Origin of the sequence: Sphingobium quisquiliarum P25, assembly GCF_000445065.1 — a bacterium.
GTDB lineage: Bacteria > Pseudomonadota > Alphaproteobacteria > Sphingomonadales > Sphingomonadaceae > Sphingobium > Sphingobium quisquiliarum.
The window spans coordinates 1-21,903 of the sequence record NZ_ATHO01000021.1; the positions used below are offsets into that span (position 1 = coordinate 1).

General features: G+C 65.3%; 22 protein-coding genes and 1 tRNA gene. 5 read left to right on the top strand and 18 right to left on the bottom strand.

All coding sequences use genetic code 11. The features are described 5' to 3' along the window. The 11 genes from xrtA to L288_RS25100 all read right to left on the bottom strand — a co-directional run. On the bottom strand, nucleotides 1-907 hold a 907-nt coding region (xrtA, locus tag L288_RS25050; protein WP_021236881.1), incomplete at its 3' end, for an exosortase A. Further along, nucleotides 904-2,130: a TIGR03087 family PEP-CTERM/XrtA system glycosyltransferase gene (locus L288_RS25055; protein WP_021236882.1), complete on the bottom strand. Its 1,227-nt coding sequence runs from the start codon at nucleotides 2,128-2,130 to the stop codon at nucleotides 904-906. The genes xrtA and L288_RS25055, both read right to left, overlap by 4 nt. Next, the gene (locus tag L288_RS25060; RefSeq protein WP_021236883.1) at nucleotides 2,127-3,188 is read right to left on the bottom strand and encodes a FemAB family XrtA/PEP-CTERM system-associated protein; all 1,062 of its coding nucleotides are present in this window, start codon (nucleotides 3,186-3,188) and stop codon (nucleotides 2,127-2,129) included. Before L288_RS25060 ends, L288_RS25055 begins: the two co-directional genes overlap by 4 nt. Further along, nucleotides 3,185-4,033 (bottom strand): XrtA system polysaccharide deacetylase, encoded by an 849-nt coding sequence (locus tag L288_RS25065; protein WP_021236884.1) that lies wholly within the window; start codon nucleotides 4,031-4,033, stop codon nucleotides 3,185-3,187. The genes L288_RS25060 and L288_RS25065 overlap by 4 nt, the downstream gene beginning before the upstream one ends. Before the next feature lie 13 nt (nucleotides 4,034-4,046). Beyond that, nucleotides 4,047-5,267: an XrtA/PEP-CTERM system-associated ATPase gene (locus L288_RS25070; RefSeq protein WP_021236885.1), complete on the bottom strand. Its 1,221-nt coding sequence runs from the start codon at nucleotides 5,265-5,267 to the stop codon at nucleotides 4,047-4,049. A gap of 22 nt (nucleotides 5,268-5,289) precedes the next feature. Next, the gene (locus L288_RS25075) at nucleotides 5,290-6,867 is read right to left on the bottom strand and encodes a hypothetical protein (protein ID WP_031303862.1); all 1,578 of its coding nucleotides are present in this window, start codon (nucleotides 6,865-6,867) and stop codon (nucleotides 5,290-5,292) included. Further along, a complete protein-coding gene (locus L288_RS25080) occupies nucleotides 6,864-7,784 on the bottom strand; it encodes a P-loop NTPase (protein WP_021236887.1) in 921 nt (306 codons plus the stop codon). Before L288_RS25080 ends, L288_RS25075 begins: the two co-directional genes overlap by 4 nt. 13 nt (nucleotides 7,785-7,797) lie before the next feature. Next, complete coding sequence (locus tag L288_RS25085) at nucleotides 7,798-9,312, bottom strand: XrtA system polysaccharide chain length determinant (RefSeq protein WP_021236888.1); 1,515 nt, start codon at nucleotides 9,310-9,312, stop codon at nucleotides 7,798-7,800. Between the two features lies 1 nt (nucleotide 9,313). Beyond that, entirely contained in the window at nucleotides 9,314-9,958 is a 645-nt protein-coding gene (locus L288_RS25090) for an XrtA/PEP-CTERM system exopolysaccharide export protein (protein WP_021236889.1), read from the bottom strand. 130 nt (nucleotides 9,959-10,088) lie between these two features. Beyond that, nucleotides 10,089-11,321 (bottom strand): pyridoxal-dependent decarboxylase, exosortase A system-associated, encoded by a 1,233-nt coding sequence (locus tag L288_RS25095; RefSeq protein WP_021236890.1) that lies wholly within the window; start codon nucleotides 11,319-11,321, stop codon nucleotides 10,089-10,091. After that, nucleotides 11,318-12,862: an acyl-CoA ligase (AMP-forming), exosortase A system-associated gene (locus L288_RS25100; protein WP_031303863.1), complete on the bottom strand. Its 1,545-nt coding sequence runs from the start codon at nucleotides 12,860-12,862 to the stop codon at nucleotides 11,318-11,320. The genes L288_RS25095 and L288_RS25100 overlap by 4 nt, the downstream gene beginning before the upstream one ends. Nucleotides 12,863-12,909: 47 nt before the next feature. On the opposite strand from L288_RS25100, the gene L288_RS25105 reads away from it, so the two are divergent. Next, nucleotides 12,910-13,917, top strand: a complete 1,008-nt coding sequence (locus L288_RS25105; protein WP_021236892.1) for a GNAT family N-acetyltransferase — start codon at nucleotides 12,910-12,912, stop codon at nucleotides 13,915-13,917. A 28-nt stretch (nucleotides 13,918-13,945) separates the two neighbouring features. Then, nucleotides 13,946-14,233 (top strand): acyl carrier protein, encoded by a 288-nt coding sequence (locus L288_RS25110; protein WP_031303865.1) that lies wholly within the window; start codon nucleotides 13,946-13,948, stop codon nucleotides 14,231-14,233. Nucleotides 14,234-14,447: 214 nt separating this feature from the next. On the opposite strand, the gene trxB is transcribed toward L288_RS25110, so the two are convergent. The 5 genes from trxB to L288_RS25135 all read right to left on the bottom strand — a co-directional run bounded on the left by trxB (nucleotide 14,448) and on the right by L288_RS25135 (nucleotide 19,697). Further along, nucleotides 14,448-15,410 carry a thioredoxin-disulfide reductase gene (trxB, locus tag L288_RS25115; RefSeq protein WP_031303866.1) on the bottom strand — a complete coding sequence of 321 codons (963 nt, stop codon included), beginning with the start codon at nucleotides 15,408-15,410 and terminating at the stop codon, nucleotides 14,448-14,450. Nucleotides 15,411-15,559: 149 nt separating this feature from the next. Continuing rightward, nucleotides 15,560-16,297, bottom strand: a complete 738-nt coding sequence (locus L288_RS25120) for a peptidase (protein ID WP_021236895.1) — start codon at nucleotides 16,295-16,297, stop codon at nucleotides 15,560-15,562. Nucleotides 16,298-16,311: 14 nt separating this feature from the next. Then, complete coding sequence (locus tag L288_RS25125) at nucleotides 16,312-17,196, bottom strand: transglutaminase family protein (RefSeq protein ID WP_021236896.1); 885 nt, start codon at nucleotides 17,194-17,196, stop codon at nucleotides 16,312-16,314. A 16-nt stretch (nucleotides 17,197-17,212) separates the two neighbouring features. Then, the gene (locus tag L288_RS25130) at nucleotides 17,213-18,145 is read right to left on the bottom strand and encodes an alpha-E domain-containing protein (RefSeq protein ID WP_021236897.1); all 933 of its coding nucleotides are present in this window, start codon (nucleotides 18,143-18,145) and stop codon (nucleotides 17,213-17,215) included. Nucleotides 18,146-18,287: 142 nt separating this feature from the next. Then, the gene (locus L288_RS25135) at nucleotides 18,288-19,697 is read right to left on the bottom strand and encodes a circularly permuted type 2 ATP-grasp protein (protein WP_031303867.1); all 1,410 of its coding nucleotides are present in this window, start codon (nucleotides 19,695-19,697) and stop codon (nucleotides 18,288-18,290) included. Between the two features lie 234 nt (nucleotides 19,698-19,931). Here L288_RS25135 and L288_RS25140 point away from each other — a divergent pair. From L288_RS25140 to L288_RS25150, 3 genes are all read left to right on the top strand, one after another. After that, nucleotides 19,932-20,008: transfer RNA gene (locus L288_RS25140), tRNA-Met, on the top strand. A gap of 172 nt (nucleotides 20,009-20,180) precedes the next feature. After that, nucleotides 20,181-20,612: a universal stress protein gene (locus tag L288_RS25145; protein WP_021236899.1), complete on the top strand. Its 432-nt coding sequence runs from the start codon at nucleotides 20,181-20,183 to the stop codon at nucleotides 20,610-20,612. Nucleotides 20,613-20,713: 101 nt separating this feature from the next. Then, complete coding sequence (locus L288_RS25150; protein ID WP_021236900.1) at nucleotides 20,714-21,202, top strand: hypothetical protein; 489 nt, start codon at nucleotides 20,714-20,716, stop codon at nucleotides 21,200-21,202. Nucleotides 21,203-21,263: 61 nt separating this feature from the next. On the opposite strand, the gene L288_RS25155 is transcribed toward L288_RS25150, so the two are convergent. Next, a complete protein-coding gene (locus L288_RS25155) occupies nucleotides 21,264-21,563 on the bottom strand; it encodes a HigA family addiction module antitoxin (RefSeq protein ID WP_021236901.1) in 300 nt (99 codons plus the stop codon). Continuing rightward, entirely contained in the window at nucleotides 21,563-21,850 is a 288-nt protein-coding gene (locus tag L288_RS25160; RefSeq protein ID WP_021236902.1) for a type II toxin-antitoxin system RelE/ParE family toxin, read from the bottom strand. The genes L288_RS25155 and L288_RS25160 overlap by 1 nt, the downstream gene beginning before the upstream one ends. Nucleotides 21,851-21,903 lie beyond the last annotated feature (53 nt).

Below are 21,903 nucleotides of genomic sequence, written 5' to 3' on the forward strand. Positions count from 1 at the left end.
AGCCGGAAGCAGGCCCCTTCAACCGCTCAGGATCGAACCAGGGGTCCCCCGGCCTGCTATCGAAAAAGGGCCAAGCCGCCGCCATCACAGCGGCCATCACGATCGCGAAGAAGATCCAGCCGTACAGCACATGGTCGAACCCCACCGCCGCATCGATATTGGTCAGATGCGCGACCAATATCGTCGCATAGGCCCGCACCCCGTTCGCCAGCACCGACAGCGTCAGCGCGCCCGTCATGAACAGGATGCGGCGGGTCCAGCTCGCAAAGCAGACATTGCAGACCAGCGCGCCATAGGCCGTCATGGCGATGACGAACTTCGCCCCGGAACAGGCCTCCGCCACTTCGAAATAGCCCGTGGGCGTGGTGATGAAGATGCCGTCCATATGGGCGGGCACGCCCGACAGGCCCAGGAACATCATGCACAGGCGCGCCGTCACGATCTGAAGCGGCGCGACGATCTCCTCGCCAAAGGGCACCATGAAGAAGGCGTAGAAAAGCGGGAACAGCAGCGCGCGGGACACGGGGGGGCCCAGCAGCGCCAGCACCGCGCCCTGCATCATGATGATCAGCGCGGCATGGCGGAACAGCGCCACGCCCGCCGCCGCGCCCAGCAGCCAGGCAAAGGCTCCGGCCGCCACCCAAAGCAGGCCGGGCCACCAGGCGGCGGGCTGCATCCGGCGAAGGTCCGGCAAGCGCTGCTGCACCAGCCATGCGATCAGGAAGGGGATGAACAGGCAATGTTCGAACGTCGATGATGTCCACCAGATGGACGCCATGCCGATGGCGTCCTTGTGGAACAGCGCCACGATCGCCAGCCAGACGAGGCCCATCGCCGCCAGATGCCCGCGCCAGCCGGACAGCGCCGCCCCGCCGGAACCGTGCAGGAAAAGCGCGCGCGCAATCATGCCGCGCGCACGCGGGCAGGCGTTTCGCCCAGCAGCATGGCGGGCAGATCGCGCAGCGTCGCTGACCAGCGGTAACGCTGCTCCATCCGCGCGCGCGCCGCCTGCCCCAGCGCTGTCGCCGCCATCGGGTCGGCAATCAGGCCCATGACCTTCGCCGCCTGCTCCGCCGCATTGTCGGCGATCAGCAGGTGCGCGCCATCGCTGGCGTCGATGCCTTCCGCCGCGCAGGAGGAAGCGACCACCGGCCGCGCCATGGCCATCGCCTCCAGCACCTTGTTCTGTATGCCGCGCGCGATCGTCAGCGGCGCGGCCACCACGTCCGCCGCCGCCAGCCATCCGCGCACGTCCGGCACCGCGCCCGTGACGATGACGCCCGGCAGCTTGCCCAGCGCCTGCACCTGCGCCGCCGGTTTCCGTCCGACGATGGCGAACCGCGCCTGCGGATAACGCGCCCGCACGATCGGCAAGGCGTTCCGGGCGAAGCCTTCCACCGCCTCGACATTGGGGCGGTAATCCATCTGCCCCGTAAAGACGATCAGCGGCCCTTCGCCCCTTTCAACGGCAGGAAAGCGGGCGGCCGGATCGAAATAGTCCAGCGCCACGCCATTCTCCACCGCGCGCACCTTGTCCGCGTCCAGCCCGCTGGCGGCGCGGAACAGCGACGCTTCGGCCTCGCTTACAAAGGCGCTGATGTCCGCCCGCTCGGCCGTCGCGCGTTCGAAATCCAGCAGCAACCGTCCCTCGCGCCGGTTGAGCCAGGCCATCGGTCCAGCGCCCTGTGCGCCATAGGCGGCATATTTGGCCGAATCGAAATCGACGAAATCCATCAGGAACCGGATGTCCGGCCCAAGCACCGGCACGAAATGCGCCATCTGCACCGAATAGGCGAAGACGGCGCGGATCGGCCGTTCGCGCAGCACCTCGCCCACCCAGCGGTGCAGCCCCGGATGATCGAACAGCGACACGAGCAGCGGCTGCCTGCGCGCGATTCCGCCAAGCCCGGCGGCGACCCGCGATCGATCCCGCCGCAGCACGCACTGGCTCGCCGTCAGCCGCGCCATCTCCGCCGCGAACCCCATGTCGCGGTCGTCATCGGCAAAGCAGCCCACATGGACCGGCGCAACCTCCGCGATCCGCTGGAGCATATGATAGGATCTGATCTTGTCCCCGCGATCGGGCGGATAGGGGATGCGGTGACACAGGAACAGGACGTCGCCGCTCATCCCAGACCCCGCGCGATCAACGGGCCGATCAGGTTCGCGACCGGCAGCGGCAGTTTCTTCCATAGCTCCACCCGCCGCTGATAGGCGGGGCTGTTGGGGTTGATGTCCCGCCGCTCGCCGCTCGCCGACCAGCTATGATAGGCCAGCGGCACGGGGTCGAAGCCGAAGCTTTTCTTCCAGGCCGCCTGCCCGCTGCCCGTCTTGGACCGGCCGAAGTCGAATATCGCCATCCCCCTCGCGCGCCCATGGCCCATCAGCCGGTAATACATCAGTTCATTGGACCGCAGCCGCCGCGCATCCGCTATGCCCCCGCCCCAGAAGGGCATGGCCCGCCCGCCATGATAAAGCGTCAGCACCGCCGACACGGGCCGCTCGCCCTCATAAATGGCCAATATGTCCGCATCCTCGCCAAACTGCTCCAGCACCTGGCGGAACAGCTTCGCGGGAAAGACCGGCGTGCCCAGATTGCGCACGCTTTCGGCATAGACGCGATAATGGTCGCGGATCAGCGCGTCCGTTCGCCCAACCTTCACATGCAAAGCCGGGTTGGCGAGAGCCTTGCGCAATTCGGCGCGGTGCTTGCGCGGCACGGCCAGCAGTTCGGCCTCGTCATCCGCCGCGATCGGGCGGGAAAAGCCCAGATGGCTGCCTTCATGCAGCGTCCACTCCCCCGAAGGCGCAGGGCCGCCCCGCAGCTCGATCGACGCCACGCCCCGCTCACGCGCCAGGTCCTGCGCCGCCGCGCCCAGCGCTGCCGCCGCGCGCGGGTCGTCCGTCACGATGCCGCCGTCCACCGCGAAGCCGGACGATACCAGTGCCTGCCCGAACAGGCGGCTTTTCATATGGGTCAGGGGCAGCAGTCCCCTGATCTGCCCCGAAGGCGCGACCGCCGCCAGCATCAGCGCGCGGTTGCCCGTGGCCCGCTCAATGGCGTTCAGCCAGGCTGGCCGGTGAAAGGGCGTGCCGTCCGCACGGCCAGCGACGAATTCCTCCGCCGCCCGCGCCTGCACCGCATCGGCAAGGTCAAGCGCCGTCACCGCAAGGTCGGCCGCGATCATGCCGCCCGCCCCGCTTCCTGCGGCAGCAGCGCATCCACCCTGTCCCAGGCGAAATCCCGCGTCAGCCGCCGCAGCTTGTCCGCCATCACCGGAATATTGGTATAATGGCGAATGCGCGACCGCAGCGGCGCGTCCTTCATGCGCGGCTGGCCGGTATCGATCTCCCATGGATGAAAGTAGATGATGGCGGGCCGCTGGTCCCGCCCGTTCACCTGACCGATCGCCCAGCGCGAAAAGCCATAGGGCAACAGCCGGAAAAAGCCTCCGCCTCCCGCCGCCAGCCGGCGCTTGCCCCACACAGCCGTCGTCACCGGCAATTCGACCAGCGGCGATCCCGCCACCGGCTTCCACGCAAAGCGCGGCGATTCGGGCCAGCCATAATGATCGTGCCGGATCGGGGCGACGCTGCTGGAATAGGCATAGCCTTCCTCCGCCAATATGGCGTGCGCCCAGGGCGTCCGCTGGTCGATGGAGAAACTGGGCGCGCGATAGCCCTTGACCGCCTGCCCGCTGGCATCCTCCAGCAACGCCCGCGACCGGCGCAGGTCGGCGCGGAACTCTTCCGGGGACAAGGTGAAGACGCGCGCATGGTCGTAACCATGGCTCGCCACCTCATGCCCCGCCGCCGCGATGCGCTGCATCAGCCTTGGGTAACGCTCCGCCACCCAGCCCAGCGTGAAGAAGGTCGCCTTCACCCCGGCCTCGGCGAACAGGTCCAGCACCTTGTCCGTATTGCGCTCCACCCGATGCGGCAGGCCCGCCCAATCCTCGCGCCGGATCGTGCGCTCGAAAGCGCCGACATGGAACCAGTCCTCGACGTCGACCGAAAGGGCGTTCTGCATCATGGCCGGTAGCGGATCAAGCCGCCGCGCTCTGCTGCGGATCGCCCGTGCGCTGCTCGCGCTCCACCCATTCGACCAGCAAGGTCAGCACGCGGCGCAGCGCCGTGTCCTGCTCGCCCACCCGGAACTCCAGCGACGACAGCCGCTCCTCGATCAGGGTGAAACAATCCTTCAGCGCATCGGGATCGACCAGTTGCATCGACGCCTGTTCGCCGCGCAGCCGCTTCACCTCGGCCCGCAGCGCCGCGATCTCGTCGGTCAGGGTGACCGGCGGCTCAGGCGCGCGCGACCGCAGCGCATCGATCTCCGCCTTCAACGACGCAATTTCCGATGGCGCGGCATCGCTTTGCTGCGGAGCCGTTGCGGGCGCATCCTCTTCCTCGACGCTATCCAGCACGGACGGCCGCACCGGCTGCAACGCCACGTCGCTGTCCGCGCCCATGTCGGCGACCACCGCCTCCACCGCCGCGGCGTCGATCTCCGATAGCTGATCCAGCGCGCCCAGCAGCAGCACGCGGCTCGCCAGCACGTTCACACGGCGCGGCACGCCCCCCGTGGCGGCATAGATGGCGGCAAAGGCGTCGGGCGTGAAGGACGGATCGCCCTTCCACCCCACCACCGACAGCCGGTGCAGGATGTAAGGCTCCACTTCACTCGCCAGCATCGGCTCCAGATGATGCGTCGCGATCACGCGCTGGCGCAGCTGCTCCAGTTGCGCCGACTTCATGAGGTCGCGAAATTCCGGCTGGCCCAGCAGGAATATCTGCAACAGCGAATGCCCGCCCAGTTGGAAGTTGGACAGCATCCGCAATTCCTCGATCGCGGATACCGACAGGTTCTGCGCCTCGTCCACGATCAGCAGCGACCGGCGGCCCGCCCGCGCCTGCGCATGAAGGAAGGATTCCACCTGCCGCAAAATCTGCGCCTTGGGCATGCCGTCGACGCTCAGGCCAAAGCTCTGCGCCGTCAGCCGCAGCATGTCGTCGCCGCCCACCTGGGTCGACACGATCTTGACCGCCGTCAGCCGCGCCGGGTCGATCGTCGCCATCAGGTGGCCGACCAGCGTCGTCTTGCCCGCGCCGATGTCGCCGGTGATGACGATGAAGCCTTCACCCTGCGCCAGCCCGTATCCCAGATAGGACAGCGCCTTGCGGTGCGTCGCGCTTTCGAAATAGAAATGCGGGTCGGGGGTCAGCTGGAAAGGGCGGCCCTCAAATCCGTAGAACTGATCGTACATTCGTCGTCTCCACCCGGCCGGGTTAAAAGCTGTATCGCAGGCCGATCTGGCCCATGGCGGTGATCACCGCGTCAAGCTCGTCCGCCTTGGCGCTGTCCAGCCCCAGCGATGCGGATGCCTGCAAATTGCGGTTGATGAGGCGGTTGTAGCTTGTGAACGCGCCCAGGTTCAGCACGTCCAGCCTTGATCCGCTGGCGTCGAAATAATTGGCATAGACCGCGCCATCGATGCTCGACTGGCCGTCGATCGCATAGGTCAGCGCCGCCGTGCCATACCAGTTCTGGTCCTTCGCTCCCCGCACCAGGATCGCCTGGCCCGATGGCGTCACGAACTTGCGCTGCGAATAGCCCACGCCCACGCCCAGCCCCCACGGCCCCCGGCGCGCGGCATATTGTCCCGCAACGCCGCGATAGCGGTAATTGGCGTTGGTGACGCCCGACAGCGCATCGTTGAAGCACTGTCCGCCCCCGCTTTCCGAAAAAGCGCAGCCGGTGAAGTCGCCGGTGAAGGGATTGCGCACGACGTTCAGGCTGCTGCCCGACACGGACGCGACGTTGGACGTGATGATCCGCCCGAAGCTGTCGATGCCGTCGAACACCACCAGCGCGACGCTGCTGTTGCGCCCCTGCCAGACGAAGCTGCCGCTATAGGTCATGCCGCCATAGCGCTCGCCCACGCGCGCCTCCAGCGAGGTGCGGTGATTGGGCCGCCACAGCACGCCCACGTCCCAGATGATGTCGTCAAATTCATAGATCAGCTGGCGCGGCGAACCGTCATCGGTGACATAGCGTCCGTTCGACACGACCGGCAGGCCGTTGACGTCCAGCAAGGGCGAACGCTGGCTGATCTTGATATTCTCATATCCGATCCCGCCTGCCAGCGCGACGGTGGGAGAAACAGGTAACGTTGCGTCCACCCGGCCCCATTTATCCTCGAACCGCTGGTCCAGCTGATCGACATCCTCGCGCTCATACCCCGCGCTGGCGACGATGCCGACCGGCAGCCACACCCCCGGCGCGACCCCAACGGAACCCATCAGGCTGTGCGAAACGGATTCGTCGAACAGGCCCGCGCCGCCGAAGTCGGCGTCCGCATCGTCCTCCACCCGCGCATAGCCCAGGCGATAGGAAGCGGTGACGTCGATGTCGCCGAAGGACCCTGCATAGGCTGGCCCAACATATCCTGCATAGACCTGGGTTGTCATGCTGTCGTTCAGCGCCGCCGCGCCTGAAAAGCCATCGGTGCGGATACGGCTCGCCAGCGCGCCTGCATTCAGCGTCAGCCCGCGCGCCAGCCCATATTGCCCGGAAATGATGCCGCTGATCACATCCTGGTCGGCCGTCGCGTCGCCCCAGCCGAAGCTGTGATTATATTGCACGTCCGCGACCGCTTCCATCCGCCGCGTCTGGATGCTGGCGGTCGCGCCCGCCATGACATTGGTGTAGGTCAGCACCTCGCCATCGCCCGTCAGCGGCGCCATCACCACCTGATCGATGCCCAGATAGGGCGTCACCTCGACCTTGCGCTCCTGCGCGGCGGCGGGCGTGCCCAGGCCCAGCGTCATGACGCCAGCCGCAACCATGAAAGTCCGCAACCTCATTCGACATCGCCCTTCGTGGCATAATAGCTGCCAAAGCGCCGCCCGGTGCCGGAGAAGGTGACGCCGTTCAGCAGCAATTGTACCTGCCCCGCGCCCTTCAACATGCCAGCCGCATCGCGCAGCGCGCTCTCGCTGGTCTGGTCGGCGCGCACCACCAGCAGCGCGATCGCCGCATGGCTCGCCAGCACCGCGCCCGCCGAAGCAGCCAGCAGCGGCGGCGAATCGAACAGGATCACCCTGTCGGGCCGCCCTTCGGTCAGCCGGTTGAGCAGCGCCTGCGTACGGCTCGACGCCAGATATTCCGTGTCATTGTTGCTCCGCCGCCCAGCAGGCAGGACGGACAGCGACGGTATGTCGGTGCGGATCACGCAATTTTCGATCGCGATCCCCGGATCGGCCAGCGCGTCCATCAGGCCCGGCCCGCTCGTCAGACCCAGCGCTTCGGGAATGCCCGGCTTGCCGAAATCCGCGTCGATCAGCAATATTTCATGCTCCTTCTCCGCCGCCAGGCTGAGCGCCAGGTTGATCGCGCAGAAGCTCTTGCCCTCGCCGCTATGGGCCGAACAGACGAGGATGCTGTTGCCGCGCGGATCGACCGCCAGCAATGTGAGCAGATCGCGCTTGAGCAGGCGGAACTCCTCGCTCATCGCGCTCACCGGACCATCGGGCAGCAGATAACCCGCCTCTGCCAGCGCGATGCGGTCGATCGGCTGTGCCGGTCCCGTCCATTCAGGCGCCTGGAAACGCTGCGCGGGCGCACCCACGGGTCCCAGGTCCACAGGCGGCACCGTTATTTCCGCGTCAGCGAGGACATCCACCTCCGGCGCGGCGCGTCCGCGCAACGCTGCGGAGAAATCGTAAATCTCCGTCGCGCGCTCGATCAGCGAGCCTTTGAGGCGAGAGCTATGTTCATTCATCGTTCGCTCTCCTTCAGGCCATGCCGCGCTGGATAAATTCGACAAGGATCAGCAGCATGCACACCGCCGCCAGCCCGCCGCTCGCGCCCGCAAACCATTTAAGACGCTGCTTTTCGACCGCCCTCTGCGCGGCATTGACCGTCTGGGTGATGGACCCGATCACCGGCATGCCGATGGCGCGTTCCAGCCGCGCCGCGGTCGGGAAACTGCCTTTGAGCTGCGCCATGGCGAAGGCCGTGCCGACGCCAGCGCCTATGCCCACGATCAGCACGCCGACCAGCAGCAGCGGCCGGTTGGGCGCTACCGGAGCGGTGGGCACGCTGGGCGGATTGACGACGCGGAACTGCACCGCGCCCGTCTCCGTCTTGACGTCGCCCCGCAGCCGGATCTCCTCACGGTCGGCCAGCAGCTTGTCATATTGCGTCTTGAGCACCTCATAATCGCGGTCGAGCTTCTCCTGCTCGGCGGCAAGGCCGGGCTCGTCCGTCTGGCGCGAAGACATGGCGGCAAGGTCCGCCTGCAACTGCGCCTTGCGGGTATGGAGCGCCTGCACCGTCGCGGCCCGCTCGGCCTGCATCGACTTGATCGACAGATAGGCGGGGTTGGGCGTGCCACCGCCCGTTCCGCCGCCACCCTGCTTGCGCAGCGCATCGACCTGGCGCTGGGCGGCGATGACGTCGGGATGGCTGCTGGTCCACCCGCGCGCCAGCATGCCCGAAAGGTCGGCCTGCGCCTGCGCCAGCGCTGACGGTGCGCCCGAAGCGCCCACGCCGGGCAGCGTCTGCGGCGTGCCCGCAAGTTGCCCGTTCATGGCGCTCAGCGCGCCTTGCGCCTGCGCCAGTTGCGATTCGATATTGTTGATCTCCATCCGGGCCGCATCCATCCGCTGCCCGATCGAGCCAGCGCCCGGCAGGACGCCCGCATAGCGCTGCTCGAATTCGACCCGGCGCTGTTCCGCGCCAGCCAGTTGCTTGCCCCGCTCGGCAATCTGCTGGTCCAGGAACGCCAGGCTCTGCTTCGTCTCGACCCGGTTGGACGACAGGTTGGCCTCCTGGAAAATGTCCACCAGCTTCTGCACCACCTGCTGGGCGATGCGCGCATTGGCGCCGTCCGACAGGCCCGAATCGGCCATCTTGGCACTGATGTCGATCATGCTGGGGTCGATCTGCGCCATGACGGTGATGCCTTCGCGCAGCGCCGTGATCTTCGCGGCCACATCGCGCGGGCCGCTGATCGTCTGGTTAAGGTCGGTTTCCTTGACCACCCGTTCCAGATTGCCGGTGCTGGCCAGCGTCTGGCGCACGCGGTCGAGGTCCTGCTGCGACTGGACCTGGGTGATGCCCACCTTGTCCTGCAACAGCGACTGGGTGTTCACATAGACCCGCGCCTTGCTTTCATAGCTGTTGGGGACCAGCGCGACGCCCAGCCAGCCCAGCATGCACACGCCCCACGCGACCGCCAGCGCCAGCCAGCGCCGGGTCCATATGCCGTGGAGCGCGATCAGCAGCTCATCGTAAAGGGCGGCCATATCAGAACATGCTTTCCGGGATGATGATGACGTCGCCGGGGGCCAGCATGACATTCGCCTTGCTGTCGCCGCGTTTCAGCAGGTCGCCGATGCGCACCTGATATTCCTGCTGCTTGCCGGTTTCCTTGTTGAAACGGACCAGCCGCGCGCGGTTGCCCGCCGCATATTCGCTAAGGCCCCCGACGGAGATCATGGCGTCAAGCAGCGTCATGTTCGCGCGATAGGGGATCGACGCTGGCTTTTCCGTCGCACCGACGATCCGCACCTGCTGGCTGAACGTGCCCGAAAAATTGTTGACGATCACGGACACGAGCGGGTTTTCGATATATTTGCCCAGCGCCACCTTCATGTCGTCGGCCAGTTGTTTGGGCGTCTTGCCCACGGCCGGCATGTCGGCGATCAGCGGCGTGGTGATGCGCCCGTCAGGCCGCACCTGCACCTTCGCGCCCAGTTCCGGGTTGCGCCATACGAACACGGTCAGGTCGTCGAGCGGCCCGATCACATATTCCTCGCCCGGCCCTTCCTGCTGCGACACGAAGGATGCGGGCGGAAGCTGCGGCCCCCCGCCGCCCGAAGCGCAACCTGCCAGGGCCATCGCCGGAAGCGATGCGCCGATCAAAGCACGGGATACCGACAGGAAACGCATATCTTCACCTCTTCGTGCAGCCGCATGGGCATGGCCGCCACACAGGCGGGCGGGCCATCAAGCCATGGGCTTTGGGCCTCTTCTTGCCGTCAAAGGGTAAAGATACGGTTAGGGGTGCACCGCAGCAGCGTCAGCCGATCAGCAGTTCCAACGGGTTGGGATGGCCAAGAAAAGCCGCCGGGCTTGCAGACGCTCCATAGGCCCCGGCCAGGAACAGCGCGACCAGATCGCCTTCCTTAATCGGCGGCAGCGCCACCTTGTCCCCCAGCTTGTCCATCGGCGTGCACAGGCACCCGGCCACCGTCACCGCCTGATCCGCTGCTGCCTCGCCGAAGCGATTGGCCACCGCGATCGGATAGTTCCGCCGCACGACCGTGCCGAAATTGCCGCTCGCCGCAAGCTGGTGATGCAATCCGCCATCCACCACGACGAAGGTCTCGCCCTGGCTCACCTTCACATCGACGACGCGGGTCAGGTAGACCCCCGCTTCGCCCACCAGCCAGCGGCCAAGCTCCATCGCAAAGGCGCTGCCCGACAGAATGTCGGCCCGCCCCTCCAGCACCTGCGCCAGCGCCTGCCCGATCGGCCTGATATCCAGCCGCTCGTCACCCGGAAAATGAGGGATGCCAAAGCCGCCGCCCAGATTGACCAGCGGCGGCGTCGCGCCCACCTCCCCGGACAGGCGCGCCGCCAGCGCGACCGTCGCCGCCTGCGCCTCGATCAGCGCATTTGCATCCAGCGCCTGCGAACCGGCAAAGATATGCCAGCCCCGCCAGTCCGCCCCGGCATCGATCAGCCATCGGGCCAGCGCCGCCGCGCGATCGGCGTCCACCCCGAACGGCTTGGCCCCGCCGCCCATGCGCATGCCGGATCCTTTAAGGTCGAAGTCGGGGTTCACCCGCACCGCCAGCTTGGGCGTGCGCCCCCGCCGCTCCGCGATGGCCACGGCGCGCCGCGCCTCCCCTTCCGATTCCAGGTTCAGCGTCACGCCGGCATCGATCGCGGCGGTCAGTTCATCGTCCCGCTTCCCCGGCCCGGCAAAGCTCACATGCGCCGCGTCCATGCCCGCCTCCAGCGCCCGGCCAAGTTCGCCGCCCGATGCAACGTCAAAGCCGTCCACCAACGCCGCCATGCGCTGCAACAGCGGCGGAAAAGGGTTCGCCTTCACCGCATAATGAAGCGACAGCATCGGCGGCATGGCGTCACGCCAGTCGCTCACCTGCCGCTCGATAATGCCCATGTCATAGACGAACAGCGGCGTATCGCCCGCTTCCTCCACCAGGCTGGCCGCGCCGCAGCCGCCGATCAGCAGCATGCCGTCTTCGCCCGTGAAGAAGGGCGGGATCGGGCCCATGGGCTTCATTGATCATATTCCTTCGCCAATGCGACCCGGTCGATCTTGCCGTTGGGAGTGCGCGGAAAATCCTCCCGTCCGACGATGGCGCGCGGATGCATGAAATTGGGCAGTTCGGCCTTCAAATGCGCCTCCACCCGCGCTTCGGCCTGCGGATCGGCGGAGCGGATCAGCAGCAGCACGGCCTGGCCCAGCCGCTCGTCCTTGACCCCCATCGCCACGGCTTCGGAAACGCCCGGCACGGCCGCGGCCGCTTCCTCGATCTCCGTGGGGCTGATGCGGTTGCCCGCCGACTTGATCATCGCGTCATCGCGGCCGATGAAATAAAGCAGCCCATCCGCATCGCGCCGCACCTTGTCACCCGACCATACAGCCGTGCCGCCATAGCTCGAAGCGGGCGGCGCGGGCCGGAAGCGCTCGGCGGTTCGCGCTGCATCCCGCCAATAACCCTGCGCCACCAGCGGCCCGCAATGCACAAGTTCGCCGGGCTCATCATCGGCGGTGACGCTGCCGTCCGCCCGCACCACCAATATCTCCGCATGGGGAATGGCCGATCCCATGGAGTCGGGATGGCTGTCCACCAGCGCCGGGGGCAGATAGGTCGACCGGAACGCCTCCGTCAGCCCGTACATCGGATAAAGATCGGCATTGGGAAACAGGCTGCGCAACTTCGCCACCAGCGGCCGGGTGAGCGCGCCGCCGCTATTGGTGATCCGCCTGAGCCTGCCCGCAACCTCCGGCGGCCAGTTCAACTCGGTCAGTTGCACCCACAGCGGCGGCACCCCCGCCAGCGTCGTGATGTCCCGCCGCTCCACCGACTTCATGACGTCACGCGCCGTCAGATAGTCCAGCGGATAGACGCATCCGCCCGCGAACCAGGTGGATAGAAGCTGGTTCTGTCCATAATCGAAACTGAACGGCAGCACGCACAGCGTCCTGTCGCCGGGCGTCAGCCCCAGATAAGCAGCGACGGAAACAGCGCCCAGCCACAGATTGGCGTGGCTCAACATCACGCCCTTGGGCTTGCCGGTCGATCCGCTGGTATAGAGGATCGCGGCCAGATCGTGCGGCCCGGCATCGGATGGGCCGATGCCTTCCCCTCCGCTCATCGCGCAGGCGGCCTCCTCCTCCCGCAGCAGGCGGCAATCGCCGGGGACCTCGGCCTCCGTCAGCGTATCGAGCCGCGCCGCCGTGCCGATCAGCAGCCGCGCGCCACTATCGGCCAGTATATGGGCGACCTGCCCATGCCGCAGCAGCGGATTGATGGGTACATGCACCAGCCCCGCGCGCGGCGCGGCGAGCGGCATCAGCGCGGCAACCGGGCCCTTCGCGATCCAGCTCGCGACTCGCGCCCCGCGCTCCAGCCCGAACCCCGCGAGCCACCCCGCCAGCCGCCCCAGCGCCTCTTCCAGTTCAGCGTAGCTCTGCGCGCCCGATCGCCCATCCAGCGCCGGACGCGCCGGATCGCCGCGCAGCAGCAGATGGTCGACCGGCCGCACCTCCACTCCGTCGATCACTGTGCGCCCCGGTTCCAGATTGCTTAACTCCATTTCCAGACTTTTCACCTACATGGCCAGGGTGACGGGGAGATAGTCATTTGCTGATCGCAAGGGAATATAGCACGGCCGCCGCCGCCCGCGATGCTCTCGCGGGAAGGCTGGACCGCGCCTTCATTCCCTCGCTTTTCGACCGTATCGACTGGTTCGAATCGCTCCATGCCCATTGTTTCCCTCATGTCCCCCTGCGCGTGCTCCACACGAAACAGGGGGACAGCGAAGCCTGGCTGTTCCTGCTGGCCACCGGCGCGCGGCGGCTGAGCGCGCTTGCCAACTGGTACAGCTTCTCCTGGTCGCCCATCTTCCTTGGAAACCCGGATGAAGACACGCGGCGGCGCTTGATCGAGGTCATGGCCGGGCATCTCCTCACCACCAGCGCCCATATTGATTTCTACCCCGTCACGGACGAAGCCGGTCTCCTGCTCGACGCCTTCCGCCGCGCTGGCTGGTTCGCCGTGCGCAGGCCGATGGGCGGCCGCCATATCCTCGACCTCGACGGCCGCGACTTCGCCACCTATTGGGCCGCCCGGCCGAGCCGCCTGCGCAATCAGGTGCAGCGCAAGGCCCGCGCCAGCCGCTTTGCCATCGACATCAGACATGATTTCACCGGCGCTCTGTGGCGCGATTATGTGACCGTGCATGCCAGCAGTTGGAAGCAGCCCGAACCCGGCCTACCCTTCCTCCGCGCCCTTGCAGAGCGGGAGGCGGCGGCGGGCGCCCTGCGCCTGGGCTTCGCACGGCTGAACGGCCAGCCTGTCGCGACGCAGCTCTGGACCGTGGAAAACGGCGCCGCCCTCATCCACAAGCTGTCGCACGATCGCGCCTTTGACGGCGGATCGCCCGGCACCCTGCTCAGCCATGCGATGTTCGCTCATGCGATCGACACGGATCGCGTGCAACGGATCGACTATGGCACGGGCGACAACGCCTACAAGGCCGAATGGATGGAACGGCGCGAGCCACTCCACCGGCTCGACTTCTTCAATCCCCGCTTCGCTTCCACATGGCTGCCCGCCGCGCGCACCGCCATTTCCGCCCTTGTCGGCTAGATGCGGAGCCATTAGGTAGGCCCCCATTATGCGGGCGGGACAGTCAATGCCGGTCGACCGGACAAGCGATATTGCAGCGATAGTACGTGACCTTCTGCGCGACGTGCTGGCGTTGCCGCAGGAGCGGGCCGACGCGTTCGACGCCGATACGCCGCTTTTCGGCGCGCTCCCCGAACTGGACTCCATGGCCGTCGCCAGCCTGCTCACCGAAATGGAAGACCGCCTCGGCATCCTGATCGAGGACGATGACATCGACGGCGAAACCTTCGAAACCTTCGGCACCCTCGTCGCCTTTGCTGAGACGAAAGTGGCCTGAGCGGCGTCAGCGCTGACGCATGAACAGTAAGCGGGTTGAGCGCCCAGCTATGTTGCTGCGGGCGCGGGAACACCGCCGTCGCGCGCCGATAAAGGGCGACCTCACTCCTCCGAGCGCAGTCCCTACAAGCTGGCTCTACGTGCTCCTGCGCAGGCAGGAGCCCAGTTGAAACGCCAGAACCAGGTTCCTGCCTCCACAGGCTCCCCCGCCAAACCTACTCCGCCGCCAGAGCCTCAAAATCCGCCTCGGCCAGGAACTTCTCGACATCCAGCGCCGCCATGCAGCCCATGCCCGCCGCCGTCACCGCCTGCCGGTAGATCTTGTCCGTGACATCCCCGGCAGCGAACACGCCGGGAATCGAGGTCCGGGTCGTCCCCGGCTCCACCACCAGATAGCCCTCATCCATCGGCAGCTTCCCCGCGAACAGCTCGGTCGCGGGCTGATGGCCGATGGCGACGAACGCGCCGTCTGTCTCGATATGGGACGCTTTGCCCGTCACCGTGTCGACCAGGTCCACGCCAACCAGCCCTTCGGGATTGCCGCCGCCGACGAAGCGCTCGATCTTCTGGTTCCACAGCACCTTGATGTTCGGATGCGCGAACAGCCGCTGCTGCAAGATCTTCTCCGCCCTCAGCGAATCGCGGCGGTGGATCAGCGTGACGTCATGACTGTGGTTGGTGAGGTACAGCGCCTCCTCAACAGCGGTATTGCCGCCGCCGATCACCACCACCTTCTTGCCGCGATAAAAGAAGCCATCGCACGTGGCGCAGGCCGACACGCCCTTGCCCTGCAACAACTGCTCCCCCTCCGCGCCCAGCCATTTCGCCTGCGCGCCGGTCGCGATCACCAGGCTGTCGGCATAATAGACGGTGCCGCTGTCGCCCTTCAGCTTGAACGGACGATCGGAAAGATCGACGTCGACAATCTGGTCGTACATCATCTTCGCGCCGACATGCTCCGCCTGCGCCTGCATCTGCTCCATCAGCCATGGACCCTGGATGACGTCGCGAAAGCCCGGATAATTTTCCACGTCCGTGGTGATGGTCAGCTGCCCGCCCGGCTGCATCCCCTGCACCACGATCGGCGCCAGCCCCGCGCGCGCGCCGTAAATGGCGGCGGAAAGACCGGCGGGTCCCGATCCCAGGATCAGCATGCGAGTGGAATGGGTTGCGGTCATCAAATACCCCGGCGTTTTCAAGATTCGTTCGTCGCGATGAAATAGGCCGCAACCGCGCGCACGCAAGCCCAAGCGGCCAATGCATTTCCTTGGAGTGGAGGAAGCTCAGCGATGCATCCCTATGGGCAACCAGATGCGCCGACCCCAACTCAATCCAGCACGTTGGGCAGATCCTCGAACCCCTTGCGCAACGCCGCCGACCAGCCGAGCGAAAGCAGCTGGAATTCCTCGTTATCCGCCTCGATCCGCCTGCGCACCTTGAAATCGAACTTGTCCCGTTCGATCACCGTCAGGTCCAGCGGCATCCCGACCGACAGGTTGGACCGCAGCGTCGAATCCATAGACACCAGCACCGCCTTGGTCGCATCCTCCAGCGTGGTATCGCGCTTGATGATGCGGTCCAGGATGGGCTTGCCATATTTATGCTCGCCAATCTGGAAGAAAGGCGTGTCCTCGGTCGCTTCGATGAAGTTGCCCGCAGAATAGACGAGGTACAGGCGCGGCTTGCCGCCCTTGCGCTGCCCCGCCACCAGAATGGAGGCGTCGGCGCCTGATCCCTGCATCTCTATGGTGCTGCGATAATGGTTCTGCATATCGCACATCGCGTCGCCGACCAGTTGCGCGACGCGGTGCATGGTGGGGCAGTTCAAGATGCTCTCGATATCGGGATCAAGCTGCGAATCCTTGATCGCCCGGCCCAGCTTCGCCTTCACGCCCTGCGTGATCGACAGGTTCCCCGAACACATCAGGGTGATCGCGCGTTCGCCAGTGATGCTGTAGGTAAAACTCTTTCGGAAGCGCGCGATATTGTCCATGCCCGCATTGGTGCGGGTGTCGGACAGCATGACCAGACCCTGATCAACGCGAACCGCCACACAATAGGTCATTGCCCGCCGGGCTCCTATCCGTTCGTACAAGCCTGCGGGATGGACGGCTGGGCGCATTGTTGCTGCTGCCGTTGCAACTGCCGTTCCTCCACCCCTTCTTCCGCCTGCGCGATACGGACGTCCGCGTCAATCCAGATATCGCCCGCCACCGTGACGAAGCCCCTGATCGGCGCGGCGTCGTCCGCATCCAGCCCGGACGCGAGCCGCAGATAATGATCCGTCACGCAGACACGATTGGACGGGTCGAACCCCACCCAGCCAAGATCGGGCAGCCACGCCTCCACCCATGCGTGGGTTTCGTGCAGCGCCATCCCCTCCTGCGCCAGCAGATATCCGGTCACATAGCGCGCGGGCACGCCCATGGCGCGGGCGCCCGCGATGAAGATCTGCGCATGATCCTGGCAGACTCCCGCACCCAGCGCGAAAGCCTCCGCCGCCTCCGTCTGCGATGTCGTGACGCCGCTGCGATAGGCGACCGCGTCCCTGACCGCCGCGCACAACAGATGCAGCCATGTCAGCATCCCCCCATCCTGCGGCAGTGCCGACGCCATGGCCCTTATCGCCTCCGATGCGCGGGTCAGCGGCGTATCGCGCAGGAAATAATGCGGATGCACCGCGCCCGAAGCGGGGCCCAGCACCCCGCTGGTGTCATATGTCTCCACCAGCCCTTCCGCCACGATGACGGCATCGTCCATCCGGTCGTGCCGGACCCATATCGCTTCCATCTCGCCCAGGCTGTTGGGGCGAAAGCCCTCGACAGGCTCGCCGTTCACGGTCACCTGCCATTCCAGCACCTTCTGCATGGCGCAATCGGCCGGCATCAGCTTCAGGCGCATCGCCACCCGCCCGGCCGATGCGGGATAGCGGTAAGTCGTCTGATGGCGAACAAGCAGCTTCATGCCGCGTCCCGTCCCTTCATCCGAAATGGTAGGTCTGGGCGATTTCGCCGCCCAGCCGGTTGGTCATCTGGAGCCCGTTCTGCACCGTCTCATGCAATCCGGCGCGGAAAATCTCCCCGCTGTCGAGCTGTTCCAGATCGGTCACCATCTGCCGCACGGTCTGGTGGCATCGGCCCCGGCTGTCGTGCCAGCCCGCCAGCCGGTTCAGCCGGTAAGCCATCTGGTCGTAGCAATAGGCGACGCTGCGCGGGAACAACCGGTTGAGCATCAGGAAATCCGTGATCTGCCAAGGCGTATAGGTGCCGCCATAGACATGGTGATAGGCCCGCGAGCCCGACAGGGCATAGAGAACCGACGTCCACTGATAATGGTCGCGATTGCCACCGATCACCTCCGTTTCGGGCAGCAGCACATAATATTTGACGTCCAGCAGCCGCAACGTCATCTGCGCCCGCTCCAGCGCCGATCCGACCCGCAGGAAATCATGACCCTCATTGCGCAACTGCCCTGAATAGGCCGCGCCCCGGAAGGTCATGACCCGCGTCTTGACCCAGTCGATCAGCGCGGGAAGCTGCTGCCGCGCCTCTGCGACGTCATAGCTGTCGAGCTTGCGCCACCCTTCGTTCAGCGCCTCCCACATATCCTGAGTCAACATTGTGCGGGCCGACTTGGCATTGGCCCGCGCCTTGAGCAGGCAGGAACGGATCGAACTGGGATTGTCCAGATCGAGCATCAGATAGGATACGGCGGCGCTCTCCGTCACCTGCACGCCTTCGGGGAACTCCCCCTCATTACCCGTCGCCCGCACGACCGATCGCCATTCGTCGCGATGATGCGCACCTGGCAGGATCGCCATGCGCTGTCCCATGGTCAACAGCCGCGCCGTCGCTTCCGCCCGCTCCATATAGCGCGCCATCCAGAACAGATTTTCGGCGGTGCGGCTCAGCATGTGCGGCCTTCCTCAATATCAAGGTCCGTTCGGGCTGAGCGAAGCCGAAGCCCATGTCCCAGCGCAGGCGAAGACAACTCGCCTCGTCCGTTCATGCCCTCCGGCAGGATCATGGCAAACGGATGCATGCTGTTCATCCCGGTTAGTCCTGCAACACCCATGTATCCTTGACCCCGCCCCCCTGGCTTGAGTTGACCACCAGCGACCCTTCGGTCAGCGCCACGCGGGTAAGCCCGCCGGGAACCAGCCTGATCTGCTTTCCGACCAAGCAGTAGGGCCGGAAATCCGCATGCCTGCCCACCACCGCCGCCGGTCCCAGAGTCGGCACAGTCGACAGGTCCAGCGTCGGCTGGGCAATGAACTCGCCGGGATTGGCCCTGATGCGATCGGCATAGGCGGCGATCTCTTCCCGCGTCGCCTTGGGCCCGATCAGCATGCCATATCCGCCCGATCCATGGACTTCCTTGGCGACCAGTTCGTGCAGATGCTCCAGCACATAGGCGCACTCGTCCGGCCGGGAACATTGCCATGTCTGGATATTCTCCAGGATCGGCTGCTCCCCCAGATAGAAGCGGATCATTTCGGGCACGTAGATATAGACGGCCTTGTCGTCCGCGATGCCCGCTCCCGGCGCCGACGCCAGCGTCACGCCGCCATTGCGATAGACGTTGAAGATGCCCGGTATCCCCAGCAGACTGTCAGCGCGGAAGACGAGCGGGTCGAGATATTCGTCATCGATCCGGCGGTAGATCACATCGACCTGACGAGGCCCCAGCGTGGTCTTCATCCACACCCGGTCCTCATCCACGAACAGGTCGGCGGGCTCGACCAGTTCGATGCCCATCAGGTCGGCCAGGAAACTATGTTCATAATAAGCGCTGTTGAGCGCGCCGGGGGTCAGCAGCACCACCACCGGATCGCCCGAACAGGCGGGCGGCGCGACCTCCTTCAGGCTTTTCAGCAGTTCGGCGGGATAATCGTCCACCGGCGCCACTATCCCCTGCCCGAACAGTTCGGGGAACATGCGCGTCATGATCTCCCGGTTTTCCAGCATGTAGGATACGCCGGACGGGGTCCGGCAATTATCCTCCAGCACCTCGAACCGCGCAGGGCCGGTGCGCACGATGTCGATCCCGACGATGTGGCTGTACACCTTGCCGGGCGGGGTGAAGCCCGCCATCTCGGCCAGATAGGCGCTGTTCCGGTATATGATGCCGGCGGGCATGATCCCCGCCTTCACGATCTCCCCGCGATGATAGACGTCGTGCAGGAAGGCGTTGAGCGCCCTCGCCCGCTGCCGGATGCCCCGGTCCAGCACCCGCCATTCCTGCGCTGTGAAGATGCGCGGCAACAGGTCGAACGGAATCAGTCTTTCCGGGTCGCCTCCCTCACCATAGACGGCGAAGGTGATGCCGATGCGGCGGAATATCGCCTCCGCCTCCTCCAACCTGCGGTTGAGCCCGGCAATGCCTGTCCGCTCCACCCAGTTCTGCACTTCGGCATAGCAGGCGCGTAGCGAACCGTCGGGCTCAAACATTTCGTGGAAGGGCAAGGTGTCGATCCTCCCTCGGCGGCAACCGCCGGTTGTGCATTGCAACATTAGTGCAACGCGACGGCGCGATTGCAAGCGCAAAACGCGTTTTCCGGCGGAAGGCTGCCAAAATTGTCGCGCGCGGCAAACATGGCAGAATTTACGGCAGCGCCATGCAAACCCCGTTGACCCCGCCGACGACCCTGCTTATAGCGCGCCCTCACCGCAAGGCCGATGGCCCGGCGCAGCCCTTGGGGCGGAGTAGCTCAGCTGGTTAGAGCAGCGGAATCATAATCCGCGTGTCGGGGGTTCAAGTCCCTCCTCCGCTACCACCTAAAACCTCCCGAAATCAGCGGCTTTCCCGCTTGCGTTTCCGATGCGTGCCAGCATCCGCAAGCTGGTGGACAAATGTCCTGCGCCTTCGCCCGAAATGCTTTGTTACAGACGCTACACCTTTCGGATCAGGCTCCATGGTAGGGCGATCTGATCAGGAAAGGAGAGACTATGGCTTTTTCATCCATATTGGTCGCCATCGACATCAACGATCATGACCATGCCAGGTCGGCATTGGAAGCGGCCCGCGCTCTCTCTGTGAGCGGCGCGAAGGTGCATATTCTCTATGTGCGCTACTTCCTGCCGGTGAATTATGAAGGCATGATCACGGTCGATTTCGACACGCAGGAAATTGGCGAGGCCCAGCGCCTGATCGACCAGTGGAAGGTCGAGTTCGGGCTGGAAAAGGCTACATTCGTCTCCCGCCGCGGCCGCGTCCGCGACGAAGTTCTGGACGAAGCGCAGCATATCGGCGCTGACCTCATCGTCATCGGATCGCATCAGCCATCGCTGTCCTCGCGCGTGCTGGGCTCCAATGCCGCCGCGATCGTCCGCAACTCGCCCATCAGCGTCCTTATCGCGCGGCAGGGCAAGGCCGCCTGACAAGGGGCCAGGCGCAAGCGCGGGGGCGATCGGCCGGCTCAGCCGGGATGCTTTCGGCAACGAAACATGATAGGCAGGCCCTTTCACAGGGAGAGAGCGCCATGCACCGAGTCATCGCCCTTGCCGCATCCATCGCCTTGCTGCCTGCGCCTGCCTACGCCCAATCCTCCCTCTCCCCCGCCGACCGCGCCGCCGCCTTCCGCGCTGGCGGGTTCAAGCTCGCGGGCAAGCAATGGCGCGCCTGCGGCGATCCGGGCACGCCAAGCTACAGTCCGGGCACGATAGAGACAGTCCGCGACCTGAACGGCGACGGCAGGCCGGAAGCTGTCATTACCGAGGGGTCAACCTATTGCTTCGGCATGACGGGCATGGGTTACACGATCGTCAGCAAACAGGCCGACGCCACCTGGAAGCGGATCACCGCGAACCAGGGCATTCCCACTTTCCTGCCGACGAAGGGCGCGGGCGGATGGCCGGACATCGAAGTTGGCGGCCCCGGCTTCTGCTTCCCGGTCGAACGCTGGAACGGCAAGCAATATGTCCTGAACCGTCACCAATATCAGGGAAAGCCCTGCCGCCCGCAACGATAAACGGCCCCGCAACGGCTCGGCGCATCAGCCGATCGGATGCCAGATGACAGCATAGAGGCGGTCAAGCGGCAATCAAACTCGGCACCATCAGATCGGCTTCATGCTCACGTGCCTTGCCCAACTCATGACGGGCCTGCATCCGCATCAGGGTCTCGGCCTTCACGCCAAAGGCATGTTCGAAGCGGATCGCCATATCAGCGGACAGGGCCGCTCGACCGTTGAGAAGTGCGCTGATCGACTGCCTGCTCACTCCAAAAGCCTTGGCGAGATCGTTGATCGAAACGCCGTGGGCCTCGACAATCTCGGTCTTGAGCCACTCACCCGCATGGATCGCGAACGATGGATGAATCTTGATAGTCATCAGTGATAATCCTCCAGGTTCAGATCTACGATCGCGCCCCGCCCGTCGATTACAAAGGTCAGCCGCCAATTGCGTGTCACGGTCATCGCCCATGTTCCTGCCCGGTCGCCGGTGAGGGGATGAAGACCGTAATTTGGCGGCGTCGAAAGTTCATCCAGCGTCTCAGCATCGATGATGAAGTTAATCATCTTGAACAATCGGTCGACCAGGCCGCCGGGCAATCCTTTGGGTTTGCCAGTCTCCAAAAACCGCCGTAGCGCCTTGTGGGCGACGCTTTCAATCTCCATGAATGGAAAGTATCGCTTTCCGTAGATATGTCAAGTGTCGCTTTACATAAAGC

Excerpts from the sequence above, each read along its gene's own strand:
- L288_RS25055 (WP_021236882.1), bottom strand. The coding sequence starts at position 2,130 with ATGAGCGGCGACGTCCTGTTCCTGTGTCACCGCATCCCCTATCCGCCC.
- L288_RS25060 (WP_021236883.1), bottom strand. The coding sequence starts at position 3,188 with ATGATCGCGGCCGACCTTGCGGTGACGGCGCTTGACCTTGCCGATGCG.
- L288_RS25065 (WP_021236884.1), bottom strand. The coding sequence starts at position 4,033 with ATGATGCAGAACGCCCTTTCGGTCGACGTCGAGGACTGGTTCCATGTC.
- L288_RS25070 (WP_021236885.1), bottom strand. The coding sequence starts at position 5,267 with ATGTACGATCAGTTCTACGGATTTGAGGGCCGCCCTTTCCAGCTGACC.
- L288_RS25075 (WP_031303862.1), bottom strand. The coding sequence starts at position 6,867 with ATGAGGTTGCGGACTTTCATGGTTGCGGCTGGCGTCATGACGCTGGGC.
- L288_RS25080 (WP_021236887.1), bottom strand. The coding sequence starts at position 7,784 with ATGAATGAACATAGCTCTCGCCTCAAAGGCTCGCTGATCGAGCGCGCG.
- L288_RS25085 (WP_021236888.1), bottom strand. The coding sequence starts at position 9,312 with ATGGCCGCCCTTTACGATGAGCTGCTGATCGCGCTCCACGGCATATGG.
- L288_RS25090 (WP_021236889.1), bottom strand. The coding sequence starts at position 9,958 with ATGCGTTTCCTGTCGGTATCCCGTGCTTTGATCGGCGCATCGCTTCCG.
- L288_RS25095 (WP_021236890.1), bottom strand. The coding sequence starts at position 11,321 with ATGAAGCCCATGGGCCCGATCCCGCCCTTCTTCACGGGCGAAGACGGC.
- L288_RS25100 (WP_031303863.1), bottom strand. The coding sequence starts at position 12,862 with ATGGAGTTAAGCAATCTGGAACCGGGGCGCACAGTGATCGACGGAGTG.
- L288_RS25110 (WP_031303865.1), top strand. The coding sequence starts at position 13,946 with ATGCGGGCGGGACAGTCAATGCCGGTCGACCGGACAAGCGATATTGCA.
- trxB (WP_031303866.1), bottom strand. The coding sequence starts at position 15,410 with ATGACCGCAACCCATTCCACTCGCATGCTGATCCTGGGATCGGGACCC.
- L288_RS25120 (WP_021236895.1), bottom strand. The coding sequence starts at position 16,297 with ATGACCTATTGTGTGGCGGTTCGCGTTGATCAGGGTCTGGTCATGCTG.
- L288_RS25125 (WP_021236896.1), bottom strand. The coding sequence starts at position 17,196 with ATGAAGCTGCTTGTTCGCCATCAGACGACTTACCGCTATCCCGCATCG.
- L288_RS25130 (WP_021236897.1), bottom strand. The coding sequence starts at position 18,145 with ATGCTGAGCCGCACCGCCGAAAATCTGTTCTGGATGGCGCGCTATATG.
- L288_RS25145 (WP_021236899.1), top strand. The coding sequence starts at position 20,181 with ATGGCTTTTTCATCCATATTGGTCGCCATCGACATCAACGATCATGAC.
- L288_RS25150 (WP_021236900.1), top strand. The coding sequence starts at position 20,714 with ATGCACCGAGTCATCGCCCTTGCCGCATCCATCGCCTTGCTGCCTGCG.
- L288_RS25155 (WP_021236901.1), bottom strand. The coding sequence starts at position 21,563 with ATGACTATCAAGATTCATCCATCGTTCGCGATCCATGCGGGTGAGTGG.
- L288_RS25160 (WP_021236902.1), bottom strand. The coding sequence starts at position 21,850 with ATGGAGATTGAAAGCGTCGCCCACAAGGCGCTACGGCGGTTTTTGGAG.